The organism is Pseudonocardia yunnanensis, assembly GCF_039534065.1.
GTDB lineage: Bacteria > Actinomycetota > Actinomycetes > Mycobacteriales > Pseudonocardiaceae > Pseudonocardia > Pseudonocardia yunnanensis.
This window is the reverse complement of record NZ_BAAAUS010000006.1, coordinates 414,406-440,279: the sequence shown is the minus strand read 5'-3', so window position 1 is coordinate 440,279 and position 25,874 is coordinate 414,406. Positions and strand designations below refer to the sequence as shown.

At 71.1% G+C, this 25,874-nt stretch carries 22 protein-coding genes; 6 read left to right on the top strand and 16 right to left on the bottom strand.

Annotated elements, in window-relative coordinates; translation table 11 throughout:
* Positions 1–801 precede the first annotated feature (801 nt).
* On the top strand, positions 802–1,050 hold the full coding sequence (locus ABD743_RS08285) for a hypothetical protein (protein WP_344720392.1): 249 nt from the start codon (positions 802–804) through the stop codon (positions 1,048–1,050).
* A 279-nt stretch (positions 1,051–1,329) separates the two neighbouring features.
* Here the strand turns inward: ABD743_RS08285 and ABD743_RS08280 are convergent, their stop codons facing one another.
* Positions 1,330–2,634, bottom strand: coding sequence for an aminotransferase-like domain-containing protein (locus ABD743_RS08280; RefSeq protein WP_344720754.1), 1,305 nt, complete (start codon positions 2,632–2,634; stop codon positions 1,330–1,332).
* A gap of 261 nt (positions 2,635–2,895) precedes the next feature.
* Between ABD743_RS08280 and ABD743_RS08275 the strand changes: the two genes are divergently transcribed.
* Entirely contained in the window at positions 2,896–3,552 is a 657-nt protein-coding gene (locus ABD743_RS08275; RefSeq protein ID WP_241036536.1) for a GNAT family N-acetyltransferase, read from the top strand.
* 141 nt (positions 3,553–3,693) lie between these two features.
* Here the strand turns inward: ABD743_RS08275 and ABD743_RS08270 are convergent, their stop codons facing one another.
* The 9 genes from ABD743_RS08270 to ABD743_RS08230 form a co-directional block, all read right to left on the bottom strand.
* Positions 3,694–4,854 carry an N-acetylmuramoyl-L-alanine amidase gene (locus tag ABD743_RS08270; protein ID WP_344720390.1) on the bottom strand — a complete coding sequence of 387 codons (1,161 nt, stop codon included), beginning with the start codon at positions 4,852–4,854 and terminating at the stop codon, positions 3,694–3,696.
* Between the two features lie 174 nt (positions 4,855–5,028).
* Complete coding sequence (gene trxA, locus ABD743_RS08265; protein ID WP_241036538.1) at positions 5,029–5,355, bottom strand: thioredoxin; 327 nt, start codon at positions 5,353–5,355, stop codon at positions 5,029–5,031.
* 40 nt (positions 5,356–5,395) lie between these two features.
* Entirely contained in the window at positions 5,396–6,394 is a 999-nt protein-coding gene (gene trxB / locus ABD743_RS08260) for a thioredoxin-disulfide reductase (protein ID WP_344720388.1), read from the bottom strand.
* Positions 6,395–6,486: 92 nt separating this feature from the next.
* On the bottom strand, positions 6,487–7,224 hold the full coding sequence (locus ABD743_RS08255; protein ID WP_344720386.1) for a hypothetical protein: 738 nt from the start codon (positions 7,222–7,224) through the stop codon (positions 6,487–6,489).
* The gene (gene sigM / locus ABD743_RS08250; protein ID WP_344720384.1) at positions 7,221–7,772 is read right to left on the bottom strand and encodes an RNA polymerase sigma factor SigM; all 552 of its coding nucleotides are present in this window, start codon (positions 7,770–7,772) and stop codon (positions 7,221–7,223) included. The genes ABD743_RS08255 and sigM overlap by 4 nt, the downstream gene beginning before the upstream one ends.
* Before the next feature lie 60 nt (positions 7,773–7,832).
* Positions 7,833–9,533, bottom strand: coding sequence for a protein kinase family protein (locus tag ABD743_RS08245; protein WP_344720382.1), 1,701 nt, complete (start codon positions 9,531–9,533; stop codon positions 7,833–7,835).
* Positions 9,534–9,587: 54 nt separating this feature from the next.
* Positions 9,588–11,246, bottom strand: coding sequence for a murein biosynthesis integral membrane protein MurJ (murJ, locus tag ABD743_RS08240; RefSeq protein ID WP_344720381.1), 1,659 nt, complete (start codon positions 11,244–11,246; stop codon positions 9,588–9,590).
* Entirely contained in the window at positions 11,243–13,819 is a 2,577-nt protein-coding gene (locus ABD743_RS08235; RefSeq protein WP_344720380.1) for a DUF6049 family protein, read from the bottom strand. The genes murJ and ABD743_RS08235 overlap by 4 nt, the downstream gene beginning before the upstream one ends.
* The gene (locus ABD743_RS08230; RefSeq protein ID WP_344720379.1) at positions 13,816–14,310 is read right to left on the bottom strand and encodes an NUDIX domain-containing protein; all 495 of its coding nucleotides are present in this window, start codon (positions 14,308–14,310) and stop codon (positions 13,816–13,818) included. The genes ABD743_RS08235 and ABD743_RS08230 overlap by 4 nt, the downstream gene beginning before the upstream one ends.
* A gap of 101 nt (positions 14,311–14,411) precedes the next feature.
* Between ABD743_RS08230 and ABD743_RS08225 the strand changes: the two genes are divergently transcribed.
* A complete protein-coding gene (locus ABD743_RS08225) occupies positions 14,412–15,878 on the top strand; it encodes a CCA tRNA nucleotidyltransferase (protein WP_344720377.1) in 1,467 nt (488 codons plus the stop codon).
* Between the two features lie 7 nt (positions 15,879–15,885).
* Here the strand turns inward: ABD743_RS08225 and ABD743_RS08220 are convergent, their stop codons facing one another.
* Positions 15,886–17,214, bottom strand: a complete 1,329-nt coding sequence (locus ABD743_RS08220) for an MFS transporter (RefSeq protein ID WP_344720375.1) — start codon at positions 17,212–17,214, stop codon at positions 15,886–15,888.
* A gap of 33 nt (positions 17,215–17,247) precedes the next feature.
* Between ABD743_RS08220 and ABD743_RS08215 the strand changes: the two genes are divergently transcribed.
* Positions 17,248–17,853 (top strand): YqgE/AlgH family protein, encoded by a 606-nt coding sequence (locus ABD743_RS08215; RefSeq protein ID WP_344720373.1) that lies wholly within the window; start codon positions 17,248–17,250, stop codon positions 17,851–17,853.
* An 11-nt stretch (positions 17,854–17,864) separates the two neighbouring features.
* Here the strand turns inward: ABD743_RS08215 and ABD743_RS08210 are convergent, their stop codons facing one another.
* Complete coding sequence (locus ABD743_RS08210) at positions 17,865–18,320, bottom strand: SdpI family protein (RefSeq protein WP_344720371.1); 456 nt, start codon at positions 18,318–18,320, stop codon at positions 17,865–17,867.
* A gap of 189 nt (positions 18,321–18,509) precedes the next feature.
* Here ABD743_RS08210 and leuS point away from each other — a divergent pair, with 189 nt between their 5' ends.
* Entirely contained in the window at positions 18,510–21,416 is a 2,907-nt protein-coding gene (leuS, locus tag ABD743_RS08205; protein ID WP_344720369.1) for a leucine--tRNA ligase, read from the top strand.
* Between the two features lie 36 nt (positions 21,417–21,452).
* Here leuS and ABD743_RS08200 read toward each other — a convergent pair whose 3' ends face one another.
* The 4 genes from ABD743_RS08200 to ABD743_RS08185 all read right to left on the bottom strand — a co-directional run bounded on the left by ABD743_RS08200 (position 21,453) and on the right by ABD743_RS08185 (position 25,120).
* Entirely contained in the window at positions 21,453–22,151 is a 699-nt protein-coding gene (locus tag ABD743_RS08200; protein WP_344720367.1) for an SDR family oxidoreductase, read from the bottom strand.
* 112 nt (positions 22,152–22,263) lie between these two features.
* Positions 22,264–22,866 carry a C40 family peptidase gene (locus tag ABD743_RS08195; protein ID WP_344720365.1) on the bottom strand — a complete coding sequence of 201 codons (603 nt, stop codon included), beginning with the start codon at positions 22,864–22,866 and terminating at the stop codon, positions 22,264–22,266.
* A 540-nt stretch (positions 22,867–23,406) separates the two neighbouring features.
* The gene (locus ABD743_RS08190; RefSeq protein WP_241036550.1) at positions 23,407–24,486 is read right to left on the bottom strand and encodes an inositol-3-phosphate synthase; all 1,080 of its coding nucleotides are present in this window, start codon (positions 24,484–24,486) and stop codon (positions 23,407–23,409) included.
* A gap of 13 nt (positions 24,487–24,499) precedes the next feature.
* Complete coding sequence (locus tag ABD743_RS08185; protein ID WP_344720363.1) at positions 24,500–25,120, bottom strand: PadR family transcriptional regulator; 621 nt, start codon at positions 25,118–25,120, stop codon at positions 24,500–24,502.
* Between the two features lie 153 nt (positions 25,121–25,273).
* Between ABD743_RS08185 and ABD743_RS08180 the strand changes: the two genes are divergently transcribed.
* Entirely contained in the window at positions 25,274–25,690 is a 417-nt protein-coding gene (locus ABD743_RS08180) for a DUF5318 domain-containing protein (RefSeq protein WP_241036552.1), read from the top strand.
* Positions 25,691–25,874 lie beyond the last annotated feature (184 nt).

The following is a 25,874-nucleotide window of genomic DNA, read 5'->3' as shown; positions in this document are numbered from 1 at the left end:
CACCGCCCAGCCGATCCTGGCCAACCCGCCGGGCAGAGAAGGATCTCTTCCCGAGGCGCCACCCACGGCTCGCGCTAGTCGAAATGGGCGTGCGTAAGGCGCCTGCTGCCAGGCGCCTGCGTCGCCCTGAACGGTCGACACGAGATAGGAGCACCAGGGCCGGGCGAGCGGTGGGCGGTCCGGGGTAAACGTGCGGCGGGGCGCGGAGCCGAGTCACGGCTACTTCGTCTGCGCGTGTCGGAGCCCGCCGGGCGAGGTGTGCGAAGGGGCCGAGTGAGCAGCGGGAAGGATCGGGCCGCCGGTCACCACCGGGTCGAGCGGCCATCGCCGACCGCTCGTTTTCGTCGCCGAGGACGAGGGGCATCACCGCCGGCGGGTTCACGCAGCGGCTCGGGCCGCAGGCCGTCGGTTCGACGGCGTTCGCGTACTGCCCGAGCCAGTCGCCGACGATCTCCTCGGCATGCGGGAAACGGGGAGCAGTTCCCCCCGGCAACCGACGACGGTGGCAGGGGGCGCGCAACGTCGCGAGCTACGGGCGAGCAGAACGAGCTGCGTGGGCAGTGTCGCAGCGCCCGCGGGGCCACCGACAACCCGAGTCCCGCACCGGTGGAGCCGTCGCGGTAGTTCGGCCAGGCTCCGCCCAGTTGCGCGCGAGCGTGCGGGACGGGTGAAGGTGGATGGGGCTGGGCGACTGTGGGATAAGCCGAGCAGGCAGTGTGTCGCGGGACCGGCTGATCCGCGCTCCAGTACTGGCTCCCTCATGACGCGAAACCTGGCCCGGGTACTCGCAGCCGCTGGCCGGTGGATCGCATCGCAGGAGCGCCCACGGACCAGCAGGAGGCGCTCGGCGACCGCCCCATGCCCGAGGTGACCGACCTCTACTGCGTCGAGGCCGACGTCCTCGGGGTCGGCGACGAGCCGGCGGACGATCTCCGCGCTCGTGCCCGGATGCTGCTGGACGGCGGAGCCCGTTTCGGCCCGGGGCCGGTTGGGTCACGCCGCCGAACCGCTCGGGACCTCCGTTGCGGGTCGGCTCGTCGTTTCACGTGATCGGCTTACTCATGCCGCGGGGCGACCGTGTGAGATCGCCGAAGCGCGGATCCGCCCATCGCCTACCGCTGTGCGGGCAGCCGGGCCACGGGACTGACAAGCTCGCGGGGCGGCGCGAAACGTGGCCACGCAGGAGCCTCCTGACTCCCGCCGTTGGAGAAACCGCGGACAGCCACTGGAGTGCTGGCCACCCGCGAGATCTCGAGCCGGCCGTCACCTGCAGGGCGGGTCCACGCCTTCCGCAGGCGCGCCAGCGACCCGCTGACTCGGCGGCTTGGTTCAGGGAGTGTGGGGGCTGGGTGACTGGGGGCCGTTGCGAGCCGGCGCCGGGCCGAGCGCCGGGCGGGTGGGCGTGCCGAACGTGCGCATGACGTCGAGCTCCGCCTCGAGCACTCCTGCGAGCCGCCGCACGCCCTCCGTGATGCGCTCGGGCGTCGGGTAGCAGTACGACAGTCGCAACTGTCGGCTGCCGAACCCGTCGGCGTAGAAGCCGGTGCCGGACGCGTAGGCGACGCGTGCGGTGACCGCGCGCGGCAGCATCGCCTTCGTGTCGACTCCCTCGGGCACCGTCAGCCAGACGTAGAAGCCGCCGTCGGGCACGTTCCACGTGCAACCGTCGGGGAGATAGGTCTCGAGGGCGTCCAGCAGGGCGTCCCGGCGGTCGCGGTAAGCCTCGGCGAACGTCTTGATCTGGCTGTGCCAGTCGTGGCCGGAGAGGTAGCGCGACACGAGCATCTGCGTGAAGCTCGGCGGGCAGAGGGTGGCCGACTCCGCGGCCAGGACGAGCCGGTCGCGCACCGCGGGTGGCACCAGCGCCCACCCGACGCGCAGCCCGGACGCGAACGTCTTGGAGAACGACCCGAGGTAGACCACCGACGAGTCGAGGGAGCGCAGGGCCGGGTAGGTGCGGCCGCTGAAGCCGAGGAGGCCGTACGGGTTGTCCTCCACGACGCCGACGCCGTAGGCGGCGCAGATCTCCAGTACTTCGGCCCGGCGCTCGACGGCGAGCGTGACGCCGGCCGGGTTGTGGAAGTTCGGGATCGTGTACAGGAACTTGGGGGTGATGCCCTGCGCGGCAAGCGTGCGGAGGGCATCGCGCAGCAGGTCGGGCACCAGGCCGTGCTCGTCCATCGCAATGTGCACCACGCGGGCTTGGTAGGCCGCGAAGCTGCCCAACGCGCCGACGTAGGACGGGCCTTCGGCGAGCACGACGTCGCCGGGGTCGCAGAAGATGCGCGTGACGAGGTCGAGCGCCATCTGCGACCCGACGGTGACGACCACGTCGTCCGGGTCGGCGCGGATGCCCTCGAGCGCCATCACCTCGCAGATCTGCTCTCGCAGGGCGGGCACTCCCTGCGCCGAGCCGTACTGCAGCGCCACCTCGCCCTCTCGCTGTACGAGGTCGGCCACCTCGGCCGCCAGTGCGCCGAGCGGCAGCGCGGCGAGGTTCGGCATACCGCCCGCGAGGGAGACGACCTCCGGCCTGCTGGCGACGGCGAACAGGGCGCGGATCTCCGACGCCGTCATGCCCGCTGTGCGAGCCGCGAACCGCTCGGTAGGTGCTGCCGCTGCTGCCGCGTGGATGCCGGAGGGTCGAAGAGACGGGGGCGTGTCCGACTGCGGCACGGTGGATCCTCCCGGAAATTCCTCGGCAGTGGGGATGTCGTTCAACCAAGCAGGCTGGCCGAGTGTAACCGGGAAGGGGGAACATTCTTCAGTTCGTCGTGGGTGAGACACCGGTCGCAGTACTTGGGGTGTCCTTCCATGCTGGATCGATCTATCGTCGAGAAGTCGGCGCGAGGGGCGGCGGCATCCCGATGATGATCTTGGCGCCGGAGGTTGCTCTTGTCCTGGCATGTGGCGCCCCTCACCCTGGACAATCTCGACGATTTGCCCAAGCGGTGCCGTAGGTGCGTGTTCTGGGAGCTGTCGGAGCACCTGGGTAAGCAGGCGGCCGACTTCGGTTCCACTGAGCTCGAGAAGGAAGCCTGGGTCTCCGAGGTACTCCTCGAGTGGGGCTCGTGCGGACGCATCCTGCACATGGACGGCGTGCCCGCCGGCTACGTGATCTACGCACCACCCTCGGCGGTGCCGCGCGCCGCGGAGATGCCCACCGGCCCGGTCAGTGCCGACGCCGTGTTGCTCACCACCATGCAGGTGATGCCGGAGTTCGCCGGCGAGGGTCTGGGCCGGATGCTCGCTCAGGCCGTCGTCCGTGATCTCACTCGTCGTGGCGTCAAGGCCATCGAGGTGTTCGGCGAGCAGCGTCCCGGCAACGAGCCCGCCTGCCTCATCCCCGCCGACTTCCTCCGCCGTGTCGGTTTCAAGACCATCCGGCCGCATCCGCGCTACCCGCGGCTGCGGATGGAGCTGCGTTCGGCGATGACGTGGAAAGAGGACGTGGAGGCCGCGCTGGAGCAACTGCTCGGCACGATCACGATCCCGATGCAGGCCAGCAGTGTGACCCAGGAGTCCTACCGTCAGGTACCCAGCCGCTCGTGATCGCCGCTCACAGCGGCGTACAGGGCGCGCTGTACGCAACGCTGGCGGCCTGTGACGACCACCCTGGGGCGATGGGCCGATGGTGGGTATTGCACGCCCCAGGTTGGCGTACGTCGTGATTTTCCGTTCCGGAAGCCCGGATCAGATGGCTTGTGCGCCGCGTTCCAGCTCGCGAGCCAGCACATCCGAGAATGTGAACGTGCCGGTGGGCTGATCGTCCTGGCCCAGTAGGTAGAGCCGCTTCACGGCGACGAGGATGCCTTCGGCAACGACGTCACGGAACGCGGGATCCAGCAGCCGCCTGCGGTCACCGATGTGGGACAGGTAGCCGATCTCCACACGAACGGTGGGCATGCGCGTCAGTCGCAGCAGTTCCCACGTGCGGCCCTGCGTGCGGCAGTCGTTCATCGCGGTACGGGTGAGCAGCTCCCGCTGGATGAACCCGGCGAGAGCCTCACCGACGGTGGACGTGGCTCCAGAACCGTTGCCGAAATGAAACGTGGCAAGGCCCTGGGCGTGCATGCTCCGGTTCGCGTCGGTGTGCAGCGAGAGCACGAGGTCGGCGCCCGCGTTGTTGGCGAAGGCTGCACGCTCGGTCTCAGCGGGGCAGGTGTCCTCCTGCCGGGACAGCATCGCGTCCATCCCGGTGGCCGACATCCTGCCGACCAACCGGCGCGCGAGGTCCCACATGAGGTCGGCCTCCGCGACGCCGGCGGCGACGATGCCGCGGTCGGGTCCACCGTGGCCCGGGTCGACGACGATTCGCTTGCCCCGCAACCGAGGCCCGGCCTGACGCAGCAGCTCCTGTTCGCGCAGGAGGTGCGGACGACCGCCTGTGACCTTCCGCCCGAGCTGACGCAGGGACCGCAGCGTGGCGGGCCCGCAGAGCCCGTCGGGCAGGAGGCCGTACTCGCGCTGGAACTTCCGCAGCGCGGCCTCCGTCTGCTCGTTGAACACCCCGCCGGGGCGGCCGGGGTCGTAACCGAGCTCGAGGAGCCGCTCCTGCAGGGCGACGACGTCGTCGCCGCTCATCGGTGCAGAGATCATCAGGGCGAGCATGCGGTCGCCGAGGCTCCATCCGGCCTCACGTAGTGCCCGGTAGGTGGCCGGACCGACGATGCCGTCGGTGATCAGACCCCGCTGTTGCTGGAAGGCCCGTACGGCCTGCTCGAGGGCGGCGTCGAACCGGTCGTCCTCCGGGGCTGGACCGCCCGTACTCTCACCGAGCAGGCCGAACCGTCGCAGCGTGGACCGGATCTCGACAACGTTGGGACCGCTGTCACCTCGGCGCAGCAGCTGCATGCACCCCTCGCTCGCTCGTCAGGCACCGACGTTTCGGTGCTGGGCCGTCGCTCATTGTGCCCTGCCGGTTCCCCGATGGGGGACGGCGGGCCGTGTCCACCGAATTTTGTGTCGTGATAGACAAGTACCCCGCTTCCGGCTTCGGAAGCGGGGTACTTATGGGTGGTTCTGGGCTCAGCCCAGGTAGTCGGCCAGGTCGGAGAGCAACGCAGCCTTCGGCTTGGCGCCGACGATCTGCTTGACCGGCTTACCGTCCTGGAAGACGATCATCGTGGGAATGGACATGACCTGGTAGTCACGGGCAGTCGCCGGGTTGGCGTCGATGTCCAGCTTGGCCACGGTCAGCTTGTCCTTGTTCTCACCAGCGATCTCGTCGAGCACCGGGGCGACCATCTTGCACGGGCCGCACCAGGTGGCCCAGAAGTCGACAACGACCGTTTTGTCGCTCTTGAGGACGTCGGCGTCGAAAGAGTCGTCGGTGACGTTCACCGTGTTGGCCATTCTGATCTCCGTTCTCGGGAAAGAAACTCGTGAATTCGATTCAGCCGCTGACTACGGCGACCTGTTCGGCCGCCTGCCCGTATCCACCGCCCGCCAGTTCGCTGGGGACGGGGCCGTCGGCCAGCCAGCGCTCTGCATCGATCGCGGCCGAACAGCCGGTGCCGGCGGCGGTGATCGCCTGCCGGTACGTGCTGTCGACGAGGTCGCCCGCGGCGAAGACGCCCGGGATGCCCGTGCGGGTGGAGGGAGCCTCGACCTGGACGTAGCCGGCCTCATCGGTGTGGACCTGACCCCGCACGAGCTCGCTACGGGGGTCGTGGCCGATCGCGACGAACATGCCGGACACCTCGAGGACGGACTCCTCTCCGGTGACCGTGTCGCGCAGCTTCAAACCCGAGACGCTGCCCTCGCCGAGAACTTCGACGACCTCGGTGTTGGTGCGCCAGTGAATCTTCGGCTCGTTCTGGGCGCGCTCCAGCATGATGCGGGAGGCGCGGAACTCGTCGCGGCGGTGCACGATCGTGACCGTGCGGCCGAAGCGGGTGAGGAAGAGGGCCTCCTCCATCGCCGAGTCGCCGCCGCCGATGACGGCGATGTCCTTGTCGCGGAAGAAGAAGCCGTCACAGGTGGCACAGGCGCTGACGCCACGCCCTAGGAGGAGTTGCTCCCCCGGAACGTGCAGGTAGCGTGCGGCGGCACCCATCGCGAGGACCACGGCACGGGCGCGGTAGGTGACCCCGTTGGCCACGACCGTCTTGACCTCGCCCTGCAGCGACACCTGCTCGACGTCCTCGGCGCGCAGTTCGGCGCCGAAGCGCGTGGCCTGATTGCGCATCTGCTCCATGAGCTCAGGGCCCATGATTCCGTCGGTGAACCCCGGGTAGTTCTCGACCTCGGTCGTGGTCATCAGAGCGCCGCCGAACTGGGTGCCCTCGAAGACCAACGGCCGCAGCTGCGCACGCGCAGCGTAGACCGCTGCGGTGTAGCCGGCCGGCCCGGACCCGATGATGATCAGTTCACGCACCTCGTCGGTGGTCACTGGCGCGTCCTCCCTGTCGTCTCTGCCTGTCAACACGATCCCAGGGACGGGCATTCCTACTGCTACCGGGCGGCAACCGAGGGTGAGACGGGTCACCCTCCAATCACGATTGACTTCAACAGCATGCCGTGGCCAGGGCCGCATTCCGAGTCGACGACAACGACGTCGAAGGATCCCAGCCGTCCGGTGACGAGCACGAGTAGCACCGCCTGCCGTCCACCCACCGTGACCTGGCGGCCCCCCACCAGCGGGGCGTCGGGTGCCAGCGCCGGGGCGGCGGCTCGTAGGCAGCCGGCGCGTCGTGCGGGATCTGCCAGCGCGCCGGCGTCCACCGAGCCGATCGCGGAACGGGCGACCGCGGCCAAGTTCACCCGGTCGATGGACGGCGCGGGGGTGGGTCGAGACGACAGCACACCGGCGAGGACGAGCACGGAGAGCAGGGCTGCGGCGCCGACGGCGGCCAGCGGCCGGCGCCATGAAGACCTCGTGGCAGTCGTCCGCCGCGCAGCCCGAGGGGGCCACGGGCGCCGCGGTGCGGGCCGCCTCCGATCGAGAGAGGAGCGGGGTGGCCCGACCTCGACATCCGGACTCGGTTCATCGGTCGCGGCCTCAGCCTCCAGGGCCGCCGCCCATCGAGCGGCGAACTCAGGTGGTACGGGAGGTGCGGGCAGCTCCGCGAGCTCGCCGCGGGTGACGGCGAGGGCGTGCAGTACTGCGGCCGACTCGGGGTGGGCGGCAGCGGCCGCGCGCACCTGGGCTGCCTGCGTCGGCTCCAGCACACCCGCGTCCAGGTCGGCGAGCTGCGCGAGGTCGGGGCGTGGAGTGGTCATCGCTCCTCCTCCCGCAGGTGTCCGAGCAGCACGGCCAGGCGTGCGCGGCCCCGTGCGCAGCGGCTCTTCACCGTGCCCACCGGCACCTCCAGCATCTCGGCGGCTTCCACCACCGGCCAACCCTGGACGTCCACCAGCACCACCGCCAGGCGCTGCTCGACGGGGAGCGCCGCGAGTGCGGCGTCGACGGACAGGCGCGTGACCAGTTCCGTGGCGAGGTCGGGATGCCTCGCCGGCAGCTCGCGCTCCGGCAGCGGGACCGTGCTGCGCCTGCTGTCGTGCCGGATCCGGTCGATGCACGTGTTGACGAGGATCCGGTGCAACCACGTGCGCACCGAGGCCTCGCCGCGGTAGGAGCCCGCTCGGCGGTAGGCGGCGACGAGGGTCTCCTGCACGGCATCGGCGGCGTCCTCGGGGTGGTGGAGCGTGCGCAGCGCCACCCCCCACAGCCGGGACCGGTACCGCGCCGCCAACTCGGTGAACGCGCTCGGATCGCCCTCTCGGTGCGCGGCCAGCAGCTCCGCGTCGGTGGGAGCCGGGGAGCGCACGACGCGGAGATTAGGTCGAGATGCCCGTCCCCCGTGGCCGTTCCGGAGAACTGGTGGCGATCAGGAGCCCGCGCGGTGGAACTGGACCTCGTTGATCTGGGTGACGTTGGCGTCGCCCCCGCCGCTGAGCTTGGTGATCCACAGCAGCACGTGGGTGACGGGCTGGCTCCCGGCGAGCGAGACGGGCGTGGTGCCGTCCCGGAGGGTGACCTCGGTGATGGGCGAGGTGTCGCGGAAGGACGAATCCGCGTCGGGAGCCGAACGCACCTCGACGACAGTGCCCGCGCTCGGCGAGTCGATCTCGAGCTGGGAGAGCTGCACCGCCGAGGCGAACGACACCATCACCCCGACGCCGGGCTTGAGCGCCGGGAACTGCTGCTTGTAGATGAAGGTGCTCCACCCGCTCGAGGGGTCGCCGTCGATCACGCGGGACACGCGGCTCGAGTTGTCGGCGTCACCCACGGGGTCATAGACCTTGACGCCTGCGACTGCCGCGATGCCGCCGTCGCCGCTGACTTGCGGGCCGCCGTCGGCCGGTGCGCCGCCCGACGAAGCGGACGGGCTGTCGACGACGATGGGCGGCCCGTTGCCGTCCGAGAACACCGAGCCCAGCTGCATGCTGATGTAGCCGATGACGAAGACCACGGCCACGGCGAGTGCGGTCAGTCCGATCGCGAGCTTGCGCTTGCGCCGGGGGTCGGGTGCGGCGGTGGCACGGCCGCCGTCCTGCCACACGTCTCCCGGGTCGGACGGGACGCCGTCGTGGGCCGGGGGGAACAGGGCCATGCGGTCGTGCTCGTCGACCACCTCGGTGAGCAGGCGGTTGACCGCCGCGGCGGTGTGGACGTGGCCGGGGGCGCCGTCGGGACCGAGGGCACCGTGGGCGAGGGTATCGAGCTCGACGGGAACGCCCGGGCGCTGCTGCGACGGCGGCAGGAGTGCCCCGGCCGGGGTGCGCTCGGCCGGGCTCAGGCCGGCGAGGGCGGCGTCGGCGCTCGACAGCGGCCAGCGGGCGGTGAGCAGGGTGTAGAGGACGGCTCCGAGTCCGCGCACGTCGTCGGCCGGGGTGACGTCGGGGCGAGGTAGGACGAAGGACAGCTGCGCGCGCCCCTCCGGGGTGATCCGTACCCGTTGGGGGTGGTCGCAGCCCAGCACGAGGCCGTGGCGGTGCGCCTCCTCGGCAGCTGCGGCCAGTGGGGCGACCGCGCGGGCTGCCGCGATCGGCTTGATGAGCCCCTCGGCCATCACCTCGGCGAGGCTGCGCCCGGGTACCCATTCGGTGACGGCGACTCCCAGCACGTCGTGGGGCATGCCGCCGGTGCCGGGAGTGAGGACGTCGAGCAGGCGGGCGCAACCGCTGTGCTCGAAGCTGCCCGCGCGCAGTGCGCGGGCCACGATCGCGTCGGCGCGTGCCATGGCCTCGTGCTCGGATCCGCGGTCGGCGGGGAAGCGGCGCAGCACGGTGGCGCCCACGTCACGGCGCAGGATGGTGTCCTGGGCACGCCAGAATTCGGCGCCTGCCGCCGCGTCGGATCCGACGCGCGTGCGCAGGCGGTAGCGCCCGGCGAGCTCGGTGCCCGGGGTGGTGCCGGGCGGGACAGCAGGAAGGGTGGGGGCGTCCGAAGGTGACACGTTGTTGGCCGGGGTTCTGTCCTCGGGGCGCATCTGTTCCGGAACAACCGGTGCGGGCGCCTTGGTGGGTGGCGCGCCCCCCGCCGATGGCGCCGCCGCACCCGACGGTGGGCTCGCCAACTCACTCACTGCCAGACCTCCCCGCACACCACGAAACCACTCCCGCCCCTGTTGAAGAGTACGTCAGCGGGTGGTGTCGCGCCGAGGTTTGCGCCGGTCGACGAGCCGTTCGAGGCGTCCGAGTGCTGTGTCGATTTCGCGAACTCGCAGCAGCTTCATCGCGATGAGGGTGATCACTCCCATGATGACGGTTGCGACCACGAGTTCGATCCACGCCCTCCCCAAAGGCGAGAGGCCGCCGAGTGGCCCGTCGAGCAGGGTGATCGCTCCGAAGGCAACCAATCCGCCGACGATCGAGGCGAGGAGCGCTCGTCCGATGGAGGCGAGCACCTCCCGAGTCGGGATCCGGCCCAGCCTGCGCCGCAGCATCACCTGACCGACCACGGCGCCGGCGATGAAGGACACCGCGTTGGCGGCGGCCAGCCCGAGCACGACGTCCTCGGGTGGCAAGAGGGCCGGGCACGCCAGCATCAGCGGAATCTTGACTGCAACGGTGAACAGCTGGATGAGGGTGGGGGTCCTGCTGTCGGTGAGCGCGTAGAAGACCCGAAGCTGGAGCATCGAGATCGCGAACGGAAGTAGCCCGAACGCCGACACCGCGATCGCCGTTCCCACCCGTGCGGCACCGTCGAGGTTCGATTCGCGAAGGCCGAACAGGGCGACACCGATCTCGGTGCCGAAGAGCGTCAGCAATACCGAAACCGGAACGAGCAGCACCGAGAAGAGCCTGCTGCCCAGCGACAGGTCCGCCACGACGTCCCGCATGCGGCCCTCGGCGGCGGCGCGGCTCATCCGGGGCATCAGCGCCGTGACCAGCGAGACGCCGAGCACACCGTAGGGCACCTGGAGCAGCAGCCAGGCGTACGAGTAGACCGCGACGGACCCGGCGGTCGAGGACGAGGCGACGCGGGTGGTGACGACGAGGCCGGCCTGTCCGACCAGCACGTACGCCACCACCCACACCGCGAGCCCGCCCGCGGTCGTGAGTCGTGGGTCCCAGCCCCACGTCGGGCGGTAGCGGAACCCGGCCCGACGCGCCGCCGGGATCAGCACCACAGTCTGCGCGGCGATCCCGAGCGTGGTGCCGATGCCGAGCACGAGCAGGCGGGCCGAATCCGGCACCAGCACGTAGGCCCCGGCGACTCCGATGACGACGACGTTGTTGAGCACCGGAGCCCAGGCGAACGCGCCGAAGGCACCGCGGCTGTTCAGGATCGCGCCGAGCAGGGCGTTCAGGCCCAGGAAGAAGACCAGCGGGAGCAGCATGTAGGCCAGCTCGGTGGCTAGCTGCGGGTCGGCCGAGCCGGTGGTCTCACCACCGAGATAGAGCCTGGTCAGCAGCGGGGCCGTGAGCATTCCGATGGCGGTCGCCACCAGCAGCGCGATCCCGGCGATCGTGAGCAGCTTGCGGGTGTAGGCCTCCCCGCCGTCGCGGTCCTCGGTCTGGGAGCGCACCAGCAGCGGGATCATCACGCTGGAGAGCACGCCGCCGATCAGGAACTCGTAGACGATGCTCGGCAGCGTGTTCGCGACGGTGTAGGAGTCGTTGAGGATCGTGTCGCCGAGCACGGTGAACAGCGCGACCTGGCGCAGGAAGCCGGTGATCCGGCTGACCAGGCTGGCCACGGCCATCAGGCTGCTCGAGCGCCCGAGCGACTGCTCCTTGCGCGGCACGACGACCAACCGCTCCGTCGGGCTGTCGTCGGGTGCGGGACCGCTCATGGGCTCGGGACGCGGGGCGGCGGCTGGGGCCCCCGGCCAGGGGGGCGGGGCGGCCCGTCCGGTCGGCGGCGGGGCAACGGGAGACGGTCGGTGGGGTGGAGGGGGTCCGGGAACGGGTCGCCGGTCTTCGCCGCCGGGCCATGGCCGGGCGGGGCCGGGCTGGGGTGCTCCGGGCTGAGGGGCACCGCCTGGTCCGGGGAACCCGGCGGGGGGCCCGTCGCCGGGCCGACCTGGGCGGTCCGCGCCGGTTCGCCGCGGACCCGTCGGAGCACCCGACGGACCGCCAGCACCACGAGCAGTGCCCCCGCGCTCGCCGTCAGCCACACGGTGATGGTGCCGTAAGCGGTGGAGCGGACGCGCAGGCGGCTAGGTGGTCCGAGAAGTTCCCCGTTCGGGGTGCGCACGGCCGCCTGGACGATGAACTGGCCCGAGCGGGTGACCTCGGCACTGACCCGGATCTGTCGCCGCCCGAGCGGGGGCACCTGCTGCGGCGGGATCGGCGCCACCCGCAGGCCTGCGGAGGGCAGGATCTGGACGTTGACCTCTACCGTGACCGGCAGCCCGTTGGCCACGGTGATCAGGATCGGGGCGTCCGACGTCCCGAGCGAGTACGGGCTGGGCGGCTCGAGCACCCGCACCGAGGCACGCAGATCCGCCACCCGCCCTGCTGCGGCACTCGCCGCGGCGACCGCTTCGGCCGGCCGCCCCCGCCATGCGGCTGAGACGGGCCGCGCGAGGCCGCGTCGCAGTGGACCGAACGCCTCCTCCGGAGTGGCGCCGACACCCGAGTCCGGGACGGCCGCGGAACTCAGGTCCTCGATCTGCTGCGCCGTCTTCCGGACGATGTCGACCGCGCTGGTGGGGGTCTCCTGACCGCCCGAGCGCAGCGGGTAGGCGGGGGCCAACGGGGCCGTGCCGGCGGACGGGCCGGCCTCGAGCACCCCGTCGAGCGCGCTCGGCACGATCCGGCCCTCGCCGATCAACTGGTTGACCGTGGTCAGCAGAGCCGCTGCACCGTTCCCCTCCACCGCCCACTGGTGCGGCGGTGCGAGGACGAGGGGGCCTGCCGGGGCGGTCGGACCACCGGCGATCGGGCCGGCCTCGATACGGAAGACGAGCGCGCCGATCAGATCCTGAGTGGACAGCGCGCCGACCGTCCCGGCGGGAGTGGACGATGCCACCGCTCCGCCGGTGCTGGGATCCGGACCCGATGCGGCGCTGGGCCCGGCGGCGGCACGGGTGAGCAGCGGGTCGGTCAGCACCGCGAACTGTGGCAGGCGCCCACCCACGAGCGGGACCACACCGCTGTGGCGCTGCACCCGGCCCTGGTCCACTCCGTCGGCTGACAGCAGCACCGATCGACCGTCGGCCGATGCGATCTCGTCGAGCGTGGCGTCGTCCGCGACCCCTCCGACCGGCCAGGTGACCCCGGGCGTGACGGGGACGTCGAGCACGTCGGAGAGGATCTGGCGGCCGTCCCGGATGGTCCGGGTCGCGAGCTGCCCGAGGCCACCTCTCGTCAGAGCGACGAGATCTGCGTCGGCGTAGGGCAGCGCCATCACACAGCCGCCCTTTGCCACTGCCGCGAGGCTGTCCAGCCACTGACCGGCCGCCGCGGCGCCGGTGCCCGGTACGGGCGGGCCGCCGCCGGGTTGCTGGACCTGGTAGCCCGCGCGCATCAGGGACGCGGTCTCCACCAGGTCGGGGTCGATGGCCAGACAGGTGGCGGCCCGCACCCGGGAGCCGGGGGGCGCGTCCGCGGCGAGCGCGGCGACGAGGCTGCCGAGCCGTCCGCCGGGAGCCATCGACGCGGCGAGGTCGTCGTCGGTGAGCAGCGTGGGCTCGCCCGGGACGGTCGAGACCCGCCGCGGCGTGTCAGTGATCGGGAACAGCATGGAGAACGGCGTGGCCGGCGGGGGCGGGGGTGCCTCTACGGCTCCGGCCCGGCCCGGGCCCGGTGGCAGTGACAACACCGGCAGCAACATCCGCACCGCGGCCAGCCGTGCCCGCCTGCCGTCGCTCGGCACTCCGTTGACGTTGATGAGCAGCTCGTGCACTCCGGTCTCTGCGAGCGCGAGAGTCGAGTCGGGTGCGCCGCGGAGCGGGACGGTGAGCCGGACCGGCATCTGACCCCGCGGTGCGAGCTCCCCGGGAATGGGCGTGAACTGCGGGGTGATGGCGTCGGCTCTCCCGTCGCCGTCCAGAGCGTCGCGCAGCGCACCCTCGGTCTGGAGCGCGTTGCCGCGCTGCATCCGGATCACCAGGTCGTCAATGGGCTGGTCACCGGTATTCGTCAAAGTGCCGCTAAATGTGAGCGTGGACGGCCCGGTCGAGGTGACCACGCGCGGAGAGAGCTGCGTCAGGTCCAACCGGAGCGGGCCGGTGTTGTCGCCCGGCTGCTGGAACGGCTCCGGCAACGATGCGGCCGGACTCGGCGCGGCGTTCGCGGCCGTGGCCCCCGGGTCGCCGGGGAGGAGCCCGATGAATGTCAGGCCTGCCAGTATCAGCCCCGTCAGCGTCAGCGCTGTGAGCACCCGAACCGGGATCGCGACCAGGGTCGCGATCCGTTTCACGCCGTCTCCTCCAACAGCTCCGTGGCCCGCCTGATCAAGCGGCGCTCGTCGGCGTAGGCCAACCGTGACTCGAGCTCGTGGAGTGGCACCCAGGCCACCTCGGAGACCTCGACGTCGGAGTCCGAGAGCTCGCCCCCCAGGGCGCGCAGCAGAAAATGATGCACGGTCTTGTGCACGCGCCGATCCTCGGCGACGAACCAGAAGTCGATGGTGCCCAGTGGTGCGACCACGCGGCCGATGATGCCGGTCTCCTCCTCGACCTCTCGCACCGCCGCCTCCTCGGCCGTCTCACCGGCTTCGATATGGCCTTTCGGCAACGACCACAACAGACGTCCCCGCCGGTCCAGGCGCCCGATCACCGCAGCCGTGCCTGACACAGGGTCGACAACCAATCCCCCGGCCGACGTCTCGTCGACAGTCCGCAGCCGCCGCCTCCGGTCCGTGGGGCGGCTCGCTCGGCGCCCCCCGGAACGGCCGCGGGATGTGGACATGCGGCGATCGTATCGACCAGACCGGTTCCGGTGCCCGGCCAGCGCGTCGCGGGCAGCATCCTCGTCGCTGCTCGCAATAGGGACGCCTACACTGGCCCGCCGTGTCCGCAGCAGCCCTGGCGCCCGGCGCCGTCCCCCCCGATCTTGTGCGCGCCCAGGAGAATGCGGTCGTGGAGATGGTGCAGATCGGGGCCGTCGCCGAGGAGCTAGCCGACCGCTTCGCCCTGGCGGGGCACCGGCTCTACCTCGTCGGCGGCAGCGTTCGCGACGCCTTGCTCGGTCGCGAGTCGGGCGACCTCGACTTCACCACCGACGCGCGCCCCGACGCGATCCTCGAGATCCTCTCCGGCTGGGCCGAGGCGGTCTGGGACACCGGCATCGCCTTCGGCACGGTCGGTGCACGCCGCCACGGCAGCACCGTCGAGATCACCACGTTCCGCGCGGACGCCTACGACCGGGTCACGCGTAACCCGATCGTGGCCTTCGGCGACAGCATCGAGGACGACCTCGTCCGCCGTGACTTCACCGTCAACGCGATGGCCGTGGAACTCACCGCGGACGAGCGCCGGTTCGTCGATCCGCACGGGGGCCTGGCGGCGCTCGCTGCCGGTGTCCTCGACACGCCTGCCACCCCCGAGGAGTCTTTTGCCGACGACCCGCTGCGGATGCTGCGCGCCGCGCGGTTCGTCTCCCAGCTGGGCCTCTCGCCCGCGCCGCGGGTGGTCGCGGCGATGACGGCGATGGCGGGCGAGCTCTCCCGGATCACGCGCGAACGGGTGCAGGTCGAGCTGACCAAGCTGATCTGCGGCACGCATCCGCGCCGCGCCATCGAGCTGATGGTCGACACGGGCCTCGCCGACCAGGTGCTGCCGGAGGTGCCGGCGATGCGCCTGGCCATCGACGAGCACATGCAGCACAAGGACGTCTACACGCATTCACTGGTGGTGCTGGAGCAGGCGATCGACCGGGAGGAGCCGGGCAGCCCCGACCTCGTGCTCCGCCTCGCCGCGCTGCTGCACGACATCGGCAAGCCCGACACGCGCCGCAAGGAAGCGGACGGGCGGGTCAGCTTCCATCACCACGAGGTGGTCGGGGCGAAGATGGTGCGGCGGCGGCTGCGCGAGCTGCGCTATCCGAAGGCGATCATCGACGACGTCGCCCAGCTGGTGTTCCTGCACCTGCGCTTCCACGGTTACGGCAGCGGCGAGTGGACCGACAGCGCGGTGCGGCGCTACGTCGCGGATGCGGGTCCCCTGCTCGACCGGCTGCACAAGCTCGTGCGCTCCGACTCGACCACCCGCAACCGGCGCCGTGCCGCCGCGCTGCAGCGCAGCTACGACTCGCTCGAGGACCGGATCGCGCAGCTGCGCATGCAGGAGGAGCTCGACGCCATCCGGCCGGACCTGGACGGCAACGCGATCATGGAGCTGCTCGGCATCCCGCCGGGTCCGCTCGTCGGCAAGGCCTACAAGCACCTGCTCGCGCTGCGCATGGAGCGCGGGCCGGTGTCGCGCGAGGAGGCGGAGGCCGAGCTGCGCGCCTGGGCCGCCGAGAACGGTCTCGGCTGATTCGCCGTCAGGTCCGGCGGGTGCGGCGCATCTGCTGGTCGTGCGCCAGCAGGCCGAGCACGTAGAGAGCTGCCGCCGCGGCCAGTAGCCACGGGGCGTAGCCGTTGGGTGGGCTGAGCAGCGCGGCCGCGGCTACCGCCAGCACGTACCCGACGTTGAAGACGACGTCGTAGAGGGCGAAGACCCGCCCGAGCACCCCGTCGCCCGCCTCGCTCTGAACGGCGGCGTCGGTGCACAGCTTGACGATCTGCCCTGTGGCGCCGAGCACGAAGGCCGCCGCCAGAACGGCAGGCATGGACAGCAGCGCGGCGAGTGCGAGCTGGGTGAGCGTGGCGACGATCATCGCCACGCGGATCGTGCGGGGGCGACCCCAGCGCCGCACCATCCACGGCGCGATCAGGGCCGCGACGCCGAGGCCTGCCGCAGCGAGCAGGACGGCCTCCCCGATGCCCGCGAGCCCGGCCCGGAACGGTCCACTGTCGATGAACGAGTACCGGAACAGCAGCAGCGTGAGCAGCGTCGTGATGCCGACCGAGAACCGGTGGGCCGCCAACGCCAGGAAGCTCGCGGCCACCGAGGGGGTGGCGGCGGTGGCGCGTGCTCCGTCGGCGAGCCCGTGCAGCACGGTGACGGCTGTGCGCCGGGCCGGATCGGTGCGGTCGGGGCCGAGAGCACCACGCCGGAACCTGGAGGCCAACGCGGCGGCGAGCAGCGAACCCACGACGGCGACCGTGGTGGTGATGGCCGAGCCCGTGTCGTCGGGGCCGACGATCTCGCGGAGCCCGATGGCGCAGGCCCCGCCGATCGCGGTCATGGCGGCGCCCACGGTGACCGCGAACGTGTTCGCCTCGACGAGGTGACGGCGCTCGACGACGTGCGGCAGCGCCACCGACAGGCCGGAGTTGACGAACCGGCTGACCCCGGCCACGGCCAGGGCGGCCAGGTAGAGGCCCGGCCCGGTGACGCCGGCGAAGACGACGGCGGCGACGACGACGATGAGCACCGCCCGGACGAGGTTGGCCCCCATCAGCACGCGCTTGCGGTCCCAGCGGTCGAGCAGCGCCCCTGCGAACGGGCCGATCAGCGAGTAGGGCAGCAGCAGCACGGCCAGACCGGCCGCGACGGCGAGTGGGTCGGCCTGCCGCTCGGGGTTGAACAGCACAGCTCCGCCCAGAGCGGCCTGGAACACGCCGTCGGCCCATTGTGTGGCGAAGCGCACTGCGAGCAGACGCCGGAGCCCGCGCGTCCGGACGAGTCGGACGAAACCCAGCCGCTCCCTCTCCGCCGTGGCGGGCGTCCCCACGGCGACGGGCGGTGTCGGTCCCGATGTCGGCACGGGCGAAGGCTACGCGGCCCGTCGGATGCAACGATGGAACCTGTGGTGGACGACCGCTCCGGCTCTGGCAATTCCTCCGGGTCCGAGCCGGCGCCGGGCAGCCTGCTCGTCGCCGCGCCGGGCCTGCTTGATCCCAACTTCCTCCGCACTGTGATCTTCATGATCGAGCACCGGGAGCGGGGCAGTCTCGGCGTGGTGCTGAACCGCCCGAGCGAGGTGACGGTGCGCGACGTCCTGCCCGCCTGGGCGGCGCTCTCCGCGGAGCCCCGTTCTGTGTTCGTGGGCGGCCCGGTGGAGGGCGAGACCGCACTCTGCCTCGGAGCCGTGCGCACCGGTTACGACCCGACCGCCGTGGAAGGGTTGGTGCGGGTGCGGGGCCCGGTGGTGCTGGTCGACCTGGACACCGACCCCGCCGTGATCGCCCCGAGCTTGCGCGGCATGCGGGTGTTCGCCGGCTACTCGGGCTGGGACGCAGGTCAGCTCGCCGGAGAGATCGAGCGCGGCGACTGGATCGTCGTGCCCGCGTTGCCCGACGACGTCATCTCCGAGAACGACGCGTTGTGGGGCCACGTGCTGCGCCGTCAGGGCATGCCGCTCTCGTTGCTCGCCACGTACCCCGCCGACGTCCGGCACAACTGACCGCGAAGGGATCAGCCGAGCTCGGACCCGGCCGGGAGCGATGTGGTCGCGTCGCGGCAGCCGGCCACGAGGTCGCATCCCGCGCACGAGCCCGAGCAGACGGGCCCGGGCGGTGGCAGTGCCACGGCGCTCGCGGCGCGGTTTCCCACCATCCCGGCGACACCGGCGAGGCCGAGCATCCCGACGACCGCCACGGCGAGCACGACCCAGCCCAGCGCACCGCCGGGGCCGGTCAGCAGCGCCGCCCCGCCGGCGACGGCCACCACGCCCGCGGCACCGGCCGGCACCGCCGCCGCGGCGTTGCCGACGGCGAACGCGTGCTGCGACCGCAGTGTCGTGGCCGTCCGGACCCCTACCCAGGCGTTGCGGCGCAGCCGCCCACGGGCGCCGAGCACCGCGACGACAAGGAGTGCGACACCGGCGAGCACGAGCACCGAACCGAGAACCAGACGCAGTGACAGCGGCACATCGACCAGCGTAGGTGAACCCGGAAGCGAGCCCGCAGCCAGCGGAGCTACCCTGGAGACGTGGCCCAGCGACTTCTTGTCTAGGCCGCGTCGCAGTCTCAGTACCCGGCGCGGCCGACCCCTCATGCCCGAGCGGCAGGGGGGTCTTCTGGTTTTCGGGCCGATTAGAGACCTCCCAGGAGTGGGGACATGAGCACGGACACGACCGCAGTGGCACCGGAGCGCGCCGACGGCCCGGCCGACGACGCTGAGCTGCCCTACCGGTACAACGCGGTGCTGGCCGCGCAGATCGAGGATCGCTGGCAGGAGCGGTGGGAGCGCGAGGGCACCTTCCACGCTCCCAACCCGTCGGGTCCGTGGGCCGACCCGTCCGCAACGGCAGGCGACAAGGTCTACCTGCTCGACATGTTTCCGTACCCCTCCGGGTCCGGGCTGCACGTCGGCCACCCGCTCGGCTTCATCGGCACGGACGTGCTGGGGCGCTACCTGCGGATGACCGGCCGTACCGTGCTGCACACGATGGGCTTCGACGCCTTCGGCCTGCCTGCCGAGCAATACGCGGTGCAGACGGGCACCCACCCGCGCAAGACCACCGAGGAGAACATCCAGCGGTACAAGGCGCAGCTGCGCCGGCTGGGCCTCGGCCACGACGAGCGCCGCTCGGTGGCCACCACCGATGTGGAGTTCTACCGCTGGACACAGTGGATCTTCCTGCAGATCTACAACTCCTGGTACGACGAGGAGCAGCTGAAGGCTCGGCCAATCGCCGAACTGGAGGCGGAGTTCGCGCGCGGCCGGCGGCACACGCCGGACGGCCGTGCCTGGAACGAGCTGACCTCTGTGGAGCAGCGCCGCATCATCGACTCCCACCGGCTGGCCTACATCTCCGAGGCGCCGGTGAACTGGTGTCCGGGCCTGGGCACGGTGCTGGCCAACGAGGAGGTCACCGCCGACGGGCGCAGCGAGCGGGGCAACTTCCCCGTGTTCCGCCGCAACCTGAAGCAGTGGATGATGCGGATCACCGCCTACGCCGACCGGCTGGCGGCCGACCTGGACCGGCTGGACTGGCCCGACTCGGTCAAGGCGATGCAGCGCAACTGGATCGGCCGTTCCGAGGGTGCGCAGGTCCGCTTCCCGGTCACCGGCGTCGACACGCCGATCGAGGTCTTCACCACCCGCCCCGACACCCTGTTCGGCGCCACGTACATGGTGCTCGCGCCCGAGCACCCCCTGGTCGACGAGATCACCCCCGACGCCTGGCCCGCGGACGTCGACGCGCGCTGGACCGGCGGTGCGGCCACCCCGCGCGAGGCCGTGGCCGGCTACCGCAATGCGGCGGCCCGCAAGTCGGAGCTGGACCGGCAGGAGAACCGGGAGAAGACCGGTGTCTTCACCGGCGCGTACGCCACCAACCCCGTCAACGGGCAGGCGATCCCGGTCTTCGTCGCCGACTACGTGCTGATGGGCTACGGCACCGGCGCCATCATGGCCGTGCCCGCCCAGGACCAGCGCGACTGGGATTTCGCCACGGCGTTCGGCCTGCCGATCGTGCGCACCGTGCAGCCGAGCGAGGGCTGGGACGGCGAGGCCTACACGGGCGACGGTCCGGCGATCAACTCGGCCAACGACGAGATCAGCCTGAACGGGCTGGGGGTCGCCGAGGCCAAGCGCGCGATCACGGAATGGCTGGCCGCCCGCTCGGCCGGTTCGCCGGTCGTCCAGTACAAGCTGCGCGACTGGCTGTTCTCCCGGCAGCGCTACTGGGGCGAGCCGTTCCCGATCGTCTGGGACGAGGACGGCCTGCCCGTCCCGCTGCCCGACGACCAGCTGCCGGTCGAGCTGCCGGAGATCGACGACTACTCACCGAAGACCTACGACCCGGACGACGCCGACACCGAGCCGGAGCCGCCCCTGTCGCGCGCGAACGAGTGGGTGGAGGCGGAGCTGGACCTGGGCACGGGCCGGGGTCCGCAGCACTACCGCCGCGAGACCAACACGATGCCGCAGTGGGCAGGCTCCTGCTGGTACTACATCCGCTACCTGGACCCCGAGAACAGCGAGCGGTTCGTCGATTCCGAGGTCGAGCAGTACTGGCTGGGCAAGGACCCGTCCCGCGGCCCGTCCGACCCGGGCGGCGTCGACCTGTACGTCGGCGGTGTCGAGCACGCGGTGCTGCACCTGCTGTACGCCCGGTTCTGGCACAAGGTGCTGTACGACCTGGGCCAGGTGTCGTCCGAGGAGCCGTTCCGGCGTCTGTTCAACCAGGGCTACATCCAGGCGTTCGCCTACACCGACGCCCGCGGCGCGTACGTGCCGGCGGAGGAGGTGGTCGAGGTGACCGCGGCCGACGGATCGGTCGGGTACTCGTGGAAGGACCAGACCGTCCGCCGCGAGTACGGGAAGATGGGCAAGTCGCTGCGCAACGTGGTGACTCCCGACGAGATGTGCGAGCGCTACGGCGCCGACACGTTCCGCCTGTACGAGATGTCGACCGGTCCGATGGACGTGTCCCGTCCGTGGTCCACACGCGACGTCGTGGGGTCGCAGCGGTTCCTGCAGCGCGTGTGGCGCAACCTGGTGGACGAGCGCACGGGCGAGCTCCACGTCACCGACCAGGAGCCCGACGAGACCACGCTGCGCCTGCTGCACCGCGCGATCTCGGGCGTGCACGTCGACTTCGCGGCGCTGCACTACAACACGGCCGCGGCCAAGCTGATCGAGCTGAACAACCACCTGACCAAGGCCTACGCCGGCACCGGAGTGCCGCGCAGCGTGGCCGAACCGCTGGTGCTGATGATGGCCCCGCTGACGCCGCACGTGGCTGAGGAGCTGTGGTCGCGCCTCGGCCACGATGGCTCGCTCGCCCACGGCCCGTTCCCGGTGGCCGACGAGCGCTATCTGGTGGCCGACAGCGTCGAGTACCCGATCCAGGTCAACGGCAAGGTGCGATCCCGCGTCACCGTGCCTGCCGATGCGGACACCGACGCGGTACAGGCCGCTGCGCTGGCCGACGAGAAGGTCGCGGCGATGCTCGACGGCCGGGAGCCGCGCAAGGTGATCGTCGTACCCGGACGTCTGGTCAACGTGGTGCTCTGACGACGCCGACCGGGCCTCCCGCGCCGCCGTGGCGGGTCAGCGGGGGGCCGGGCGCAGCACGAGTTCGGTGAGGGCGGCGTCGTCGGGAGCTGTCACGGCCAGCAGCACGGCTCCGGCCACCGACTCGGGCCGTAGATAGGTCTCTGCCTGGTACTCGCCGCCCTCCTGGGCGACGACGCTGCGCTGCATCTCGGTGTCGACCCGCCCGGGGTGCACCGAGGTGACCCGCAGGCCGTTCGGCCCCTCCTCGGCCCGCAGGGCGTCGGCGAACGCCCGCAGGGCGAACTTGCTCGCCGCGTACGACGCCCAACCGGGCAGGGCGTTCAGGCCGACCCCGGCGTTCAGCAGCACGACGCGCCCCCGCGCCGCCCGCAACGCGGGCAGCAACAGCCTGGTCAGCTCGGCCACTGCCACGACGTTCACCTCGAACTGGCGGCGCCATGTCGCGACCGGGGTCTCGGCGATCGTCCCGAGCGCGCTCATGCCCGCCGAGTGAACCAGGACGTCCAACCGCTCCACACCACCCGCCGCCTCGGCGAGCGCCGCGGTGTCGGTCAGCTCGACGGGCCACGGGCGCGCGCCCGGCAGCTCTGCCGCGAGCGCCTGCAGTGCCTCCGTGTCGCGGCCCCCGAGCAGCAGGTCGTGCCCGGGCGCGAGCGCCCTCGCCACGGCGGCGCCGATTCCGCGGGACGCCCCGGTGACCAGGGCGAGGGGACGCAGGTCGAGCTCCGTCACGGGCGCGCACTCTACGCGGAACGTGATCGAGCTCGCGTTCACGTCCACAAGTGACAGCGTCCGCCCGGCCTGCGGGCCCTCGGGAAGGTTCGGCCGGGCGGAGCTGCCCTGGTCAGACCCGGCGCGCCGAGTTGAACGGCATGCCGCTGATGTTCGAGACCTTGACGGGAGTGCCCGGCTGGCTGGCGTTCACGACCTTGCCGCCACCGATGTAGATGCCCACGTGGCTGACGGGCGTGTAGAAGAAGACCAGGTCACCGGGACGCAGGGCGGACTTCGCCACCGGCGTGCCGACCCTGGACATCGCCCGGCTGGTACGGGGCAGGGAAATGCCGACCTTCTTGTAGGCCCAGGTCACCAGGCCCGAGCAGTCGAAGGCGGAGGGGCCGGCCGCGCCCCATCGGTAGGGGGCACCGAGCTTGCTCATCGCGTGGCTGACAGCGGCCGAACCGGCCCTGCTGGGAGCGGACAGGGCAACGTGCCTGACCGGCAGATCGACGGTCGGTGTCGTACGCGCCGGGGTTGCGCGTGCTGCCTCGGGGGCCAGCGCCTCGGGTGCTGCGTCGGGTACTGCTGCGTCGGGAGCTGCTGCTTCGGGGGTCGAGCGGACTGCCGTGTCGGTGGCGTTGGGGAGAACGCCGACCAGTGCTGCTGCAGCGGCAGCAGTCGCCGTGATGGCGAAGCGGGTCGCCAGGGCAGGCATGTGCTTGGACACAGGTGTCGTTCCTCGGGGTGAGCACCGCCTGACGACCGCCGCCGAGGGGGGAGCAGGCGGCGCCGAAGGGGAGCGGATGTAGCAGGTCCTCGACTTTCGAGGGGCCGTGCCACATCCCGCCAGTCAGGCGGTGACCCGGCGCTCGCAGCTCCGGTTGAGCGGCGATGTTCGCAGGGCCATCGCTGACGCTACGAAGACGTTTCTTGAATTTGTCATGACGCAAATCTCAGTTTCCGACGTGGGTCCCGGTGATTGAGATCACTTGATCTTCCACTCGGAAAGAGCAGCAGCGTACGAGGGTCATCCGGTCGGTTACCCGCATTGGCGGCGTATTTATCGACGTCACAGTATGGTAGGGAACCCGGAGCGCGACCGGGTCTGCGACGCAAGAGTGAATTCGTTTGCGGAATGGAAGGGATCGTAAGTAACGAAAAGGTTGTCGCTATGGAATGAAAAGGACCCGGACAGCAGGCGGCCCCGGTCGCGGCGAAACGCCCACGACCGGGGCCGAGAAAAACTTGCCGGCTGGATGCTCGGCGGTCAGCGCTCCCGCTCGCCGCGGATGAACTCCTCCACGGCCTGGCGGGCCACGTCGTCGCTGTACTGCTCGGGCGGCGACTTCATGAAGTAGCTCGACGGCGACAGCAGCGGGCCGCCGATGCCGCGGTCCTTGGCGATCTTCGCGGCGCGCACCGCGTCGATGATGATGCCGGCCGAGTTGGGTGAGTCCCAGACCTCGAGCTTGTACTCCAGGCTCAACGGCACGTCACCGAACGCCCGGCCTTCGAGCCGCACGTACGCCCACTTCCGGTCGTCGAGCCACGCGACGTAGTCGGACGGTCCGATGTGGACATTGTCCCGACCGAGGTCGCGGTCGACCTGGGACGTGACGGACTGGGTCTTGGAGACCTTCTTGGACTCCAGGCGCTCGAGCTCCTTCATGTTCAGGAAGTCCATGTTCCCGCCCACGTTGAGCTGCATCGTGCGGTCGAGCTGCACGCCGCGGTCCTCGAAGAGCCGCGCCAGCACCCGGTGGGTGATGGTGGCTCCGACCTGGCTCTTGATGTCGTCACCGACGATCGGGATGCCCGCCGCGCGGAACTTCTCGGCCCACACGGGGTCGGAGGCGATGAACACGGGCAGCGCGTTGACGAAGGCCACGCCCGCGTCGATGGCGGCCTGCGCGTAGAACCGGTCGGCCGCCTCACTTCCCACCGGGAGGTAGGACACGAGCACGTCGGCCTGGGTGTCCCGCAGCACTTGTGCGACGTCGACCGGCTGCTCGTCGGACTCGGTGATCGTCTCGCGGTAGAACCGGCCCAACCCGTCGAGCGTGTGGCCGCGCTGGACCGGCACGTCGAGCGGTGGCACGTCCGAGATCTTGATGGTGTTGTTCTCGCTGGCGCTGATGGCCTCGGAGAGGTCGCGGCCCACCTTCTTGGCGTCCACGTCGAACGCGGCGACGAAGGTGATGTCCCGGACGTGGTAGCCGCCGAAGTCGACGTGCATCAGCCCGGGGACCCGCGTGGCCGGATCGGCGTCCGCGTAGTAGTGCACACCCTGCACCAGCGATGCTGCGCAGTTCCCGACGCCGACGACGGCGACACGGACCTGACTCATGGCCGGCTCCTCCTCATATTCCAGTGTGCCCAGGCCCCGGCTCACGGGTCCCTGGGTCGATCTGCGGGCGATGGTCGGCTTCGTCGCCGGTGGCACCTTCCTGTTGTGCCCGCTCGGTGGCGATCAGCTCGTTGAGCCAGCGCACCTCGCGCTCACTCGAGTCGAGGCCGAGCTGGTGCAACTCCCGGGTGTAGCGGTCGATCTGCGCGCCTGCCTTGGTCAACGCCGACCGCAGCCCCTCGCGGCGCTCCTCGACGGCGCGCCTGCGGCCCTCGAGGATCCGCATCCGGGCCTCGGCCGGCGTGCGGGAGAAGAAGGCGAGGTGCACGCCGAAGCTCTCGTCGTCCCACGACTGCGGGCTCGACTCGCTGAGCAGCTCGGCGAGGCGCTCCTTGCCCTCGGCGGTGATCCGATACACCCGTCTGGCCCGCCGCGACCAGGCGCCCGGTTCGGGAGTCGGCTGGCCTGGATCCTCGACGATCAGGCCGGCGCGTGTCAGGCGGCGCAAGGCGGGGTAGAGCGAGCCGTACGAGAAGACCCGGAACCCGCCCAGCCGCAGCCCGAGCTGCTTGCGCAGCTCGTAGCCGTGTACCGGTGCTTCGTGGAGCAGGCCGAGGATCGCGAGTTCGAGCACGGCGACCCTCCTTCTGCTCCCGCCACCATGGCGTCGCTGATTATATCGGCTCGATACATCTGATCGCTGTGTCGAGCTGCACCCTGCCCAACTGATCGGGTAGTCCGGAGGCGTTCTCCACGGGGGTGGTGACAGCCCGCGTACCCTGACCGGGTGCGCACCCAGCGACAGGTGGTCGACTACGCGTTGCAGCGTCGAGCGCTGCTCGCCGAGGTCCACTCCGGTCGGGTCGGGGTTGCCGAGGTCTGCGACGCCAGCCCGTACCTGCTCCGCGCGGCCCGGTTCCACGGCGAGCCGACCGACCAGACCTGCCCGGTTTGCCGCAAGGAGCGGCTCACCCAGGTCTCGTGGATCTTCGGCGACGCCCTCAAGCACGCCGCGGGCTCAGCCCGCAAGCCCGAGGAGATCGAGCAGCTGTCGAACTCCTACGCCGATTTCTCCGTTTATGTAGTGGAGGTCTGCCGCACCTGCAGCTGGAACCATCTCGTGCTGTCGTACGTCATGGGAACTGGTGATGCTCCCCACACCAGTGGCCGCAGGTCGGATCGACGCCGGACCGCCGCCGAGTGACCGACTCCCCACCCCCGAACCTCCGGAGCACCGGTGAGTGATCAGCACCACCCCCGGCCCGGCTCGGTCGGGGGCCCTGGCCGTATTCCGCCGGGCGCCCCCGGTCCCCGATCCGGCCTTCCGCCACGCCCACCGATGCCTGCAGGCCCGCCCCCCGGGGGTTGGGCCGCGCCGCCGCCGGGTG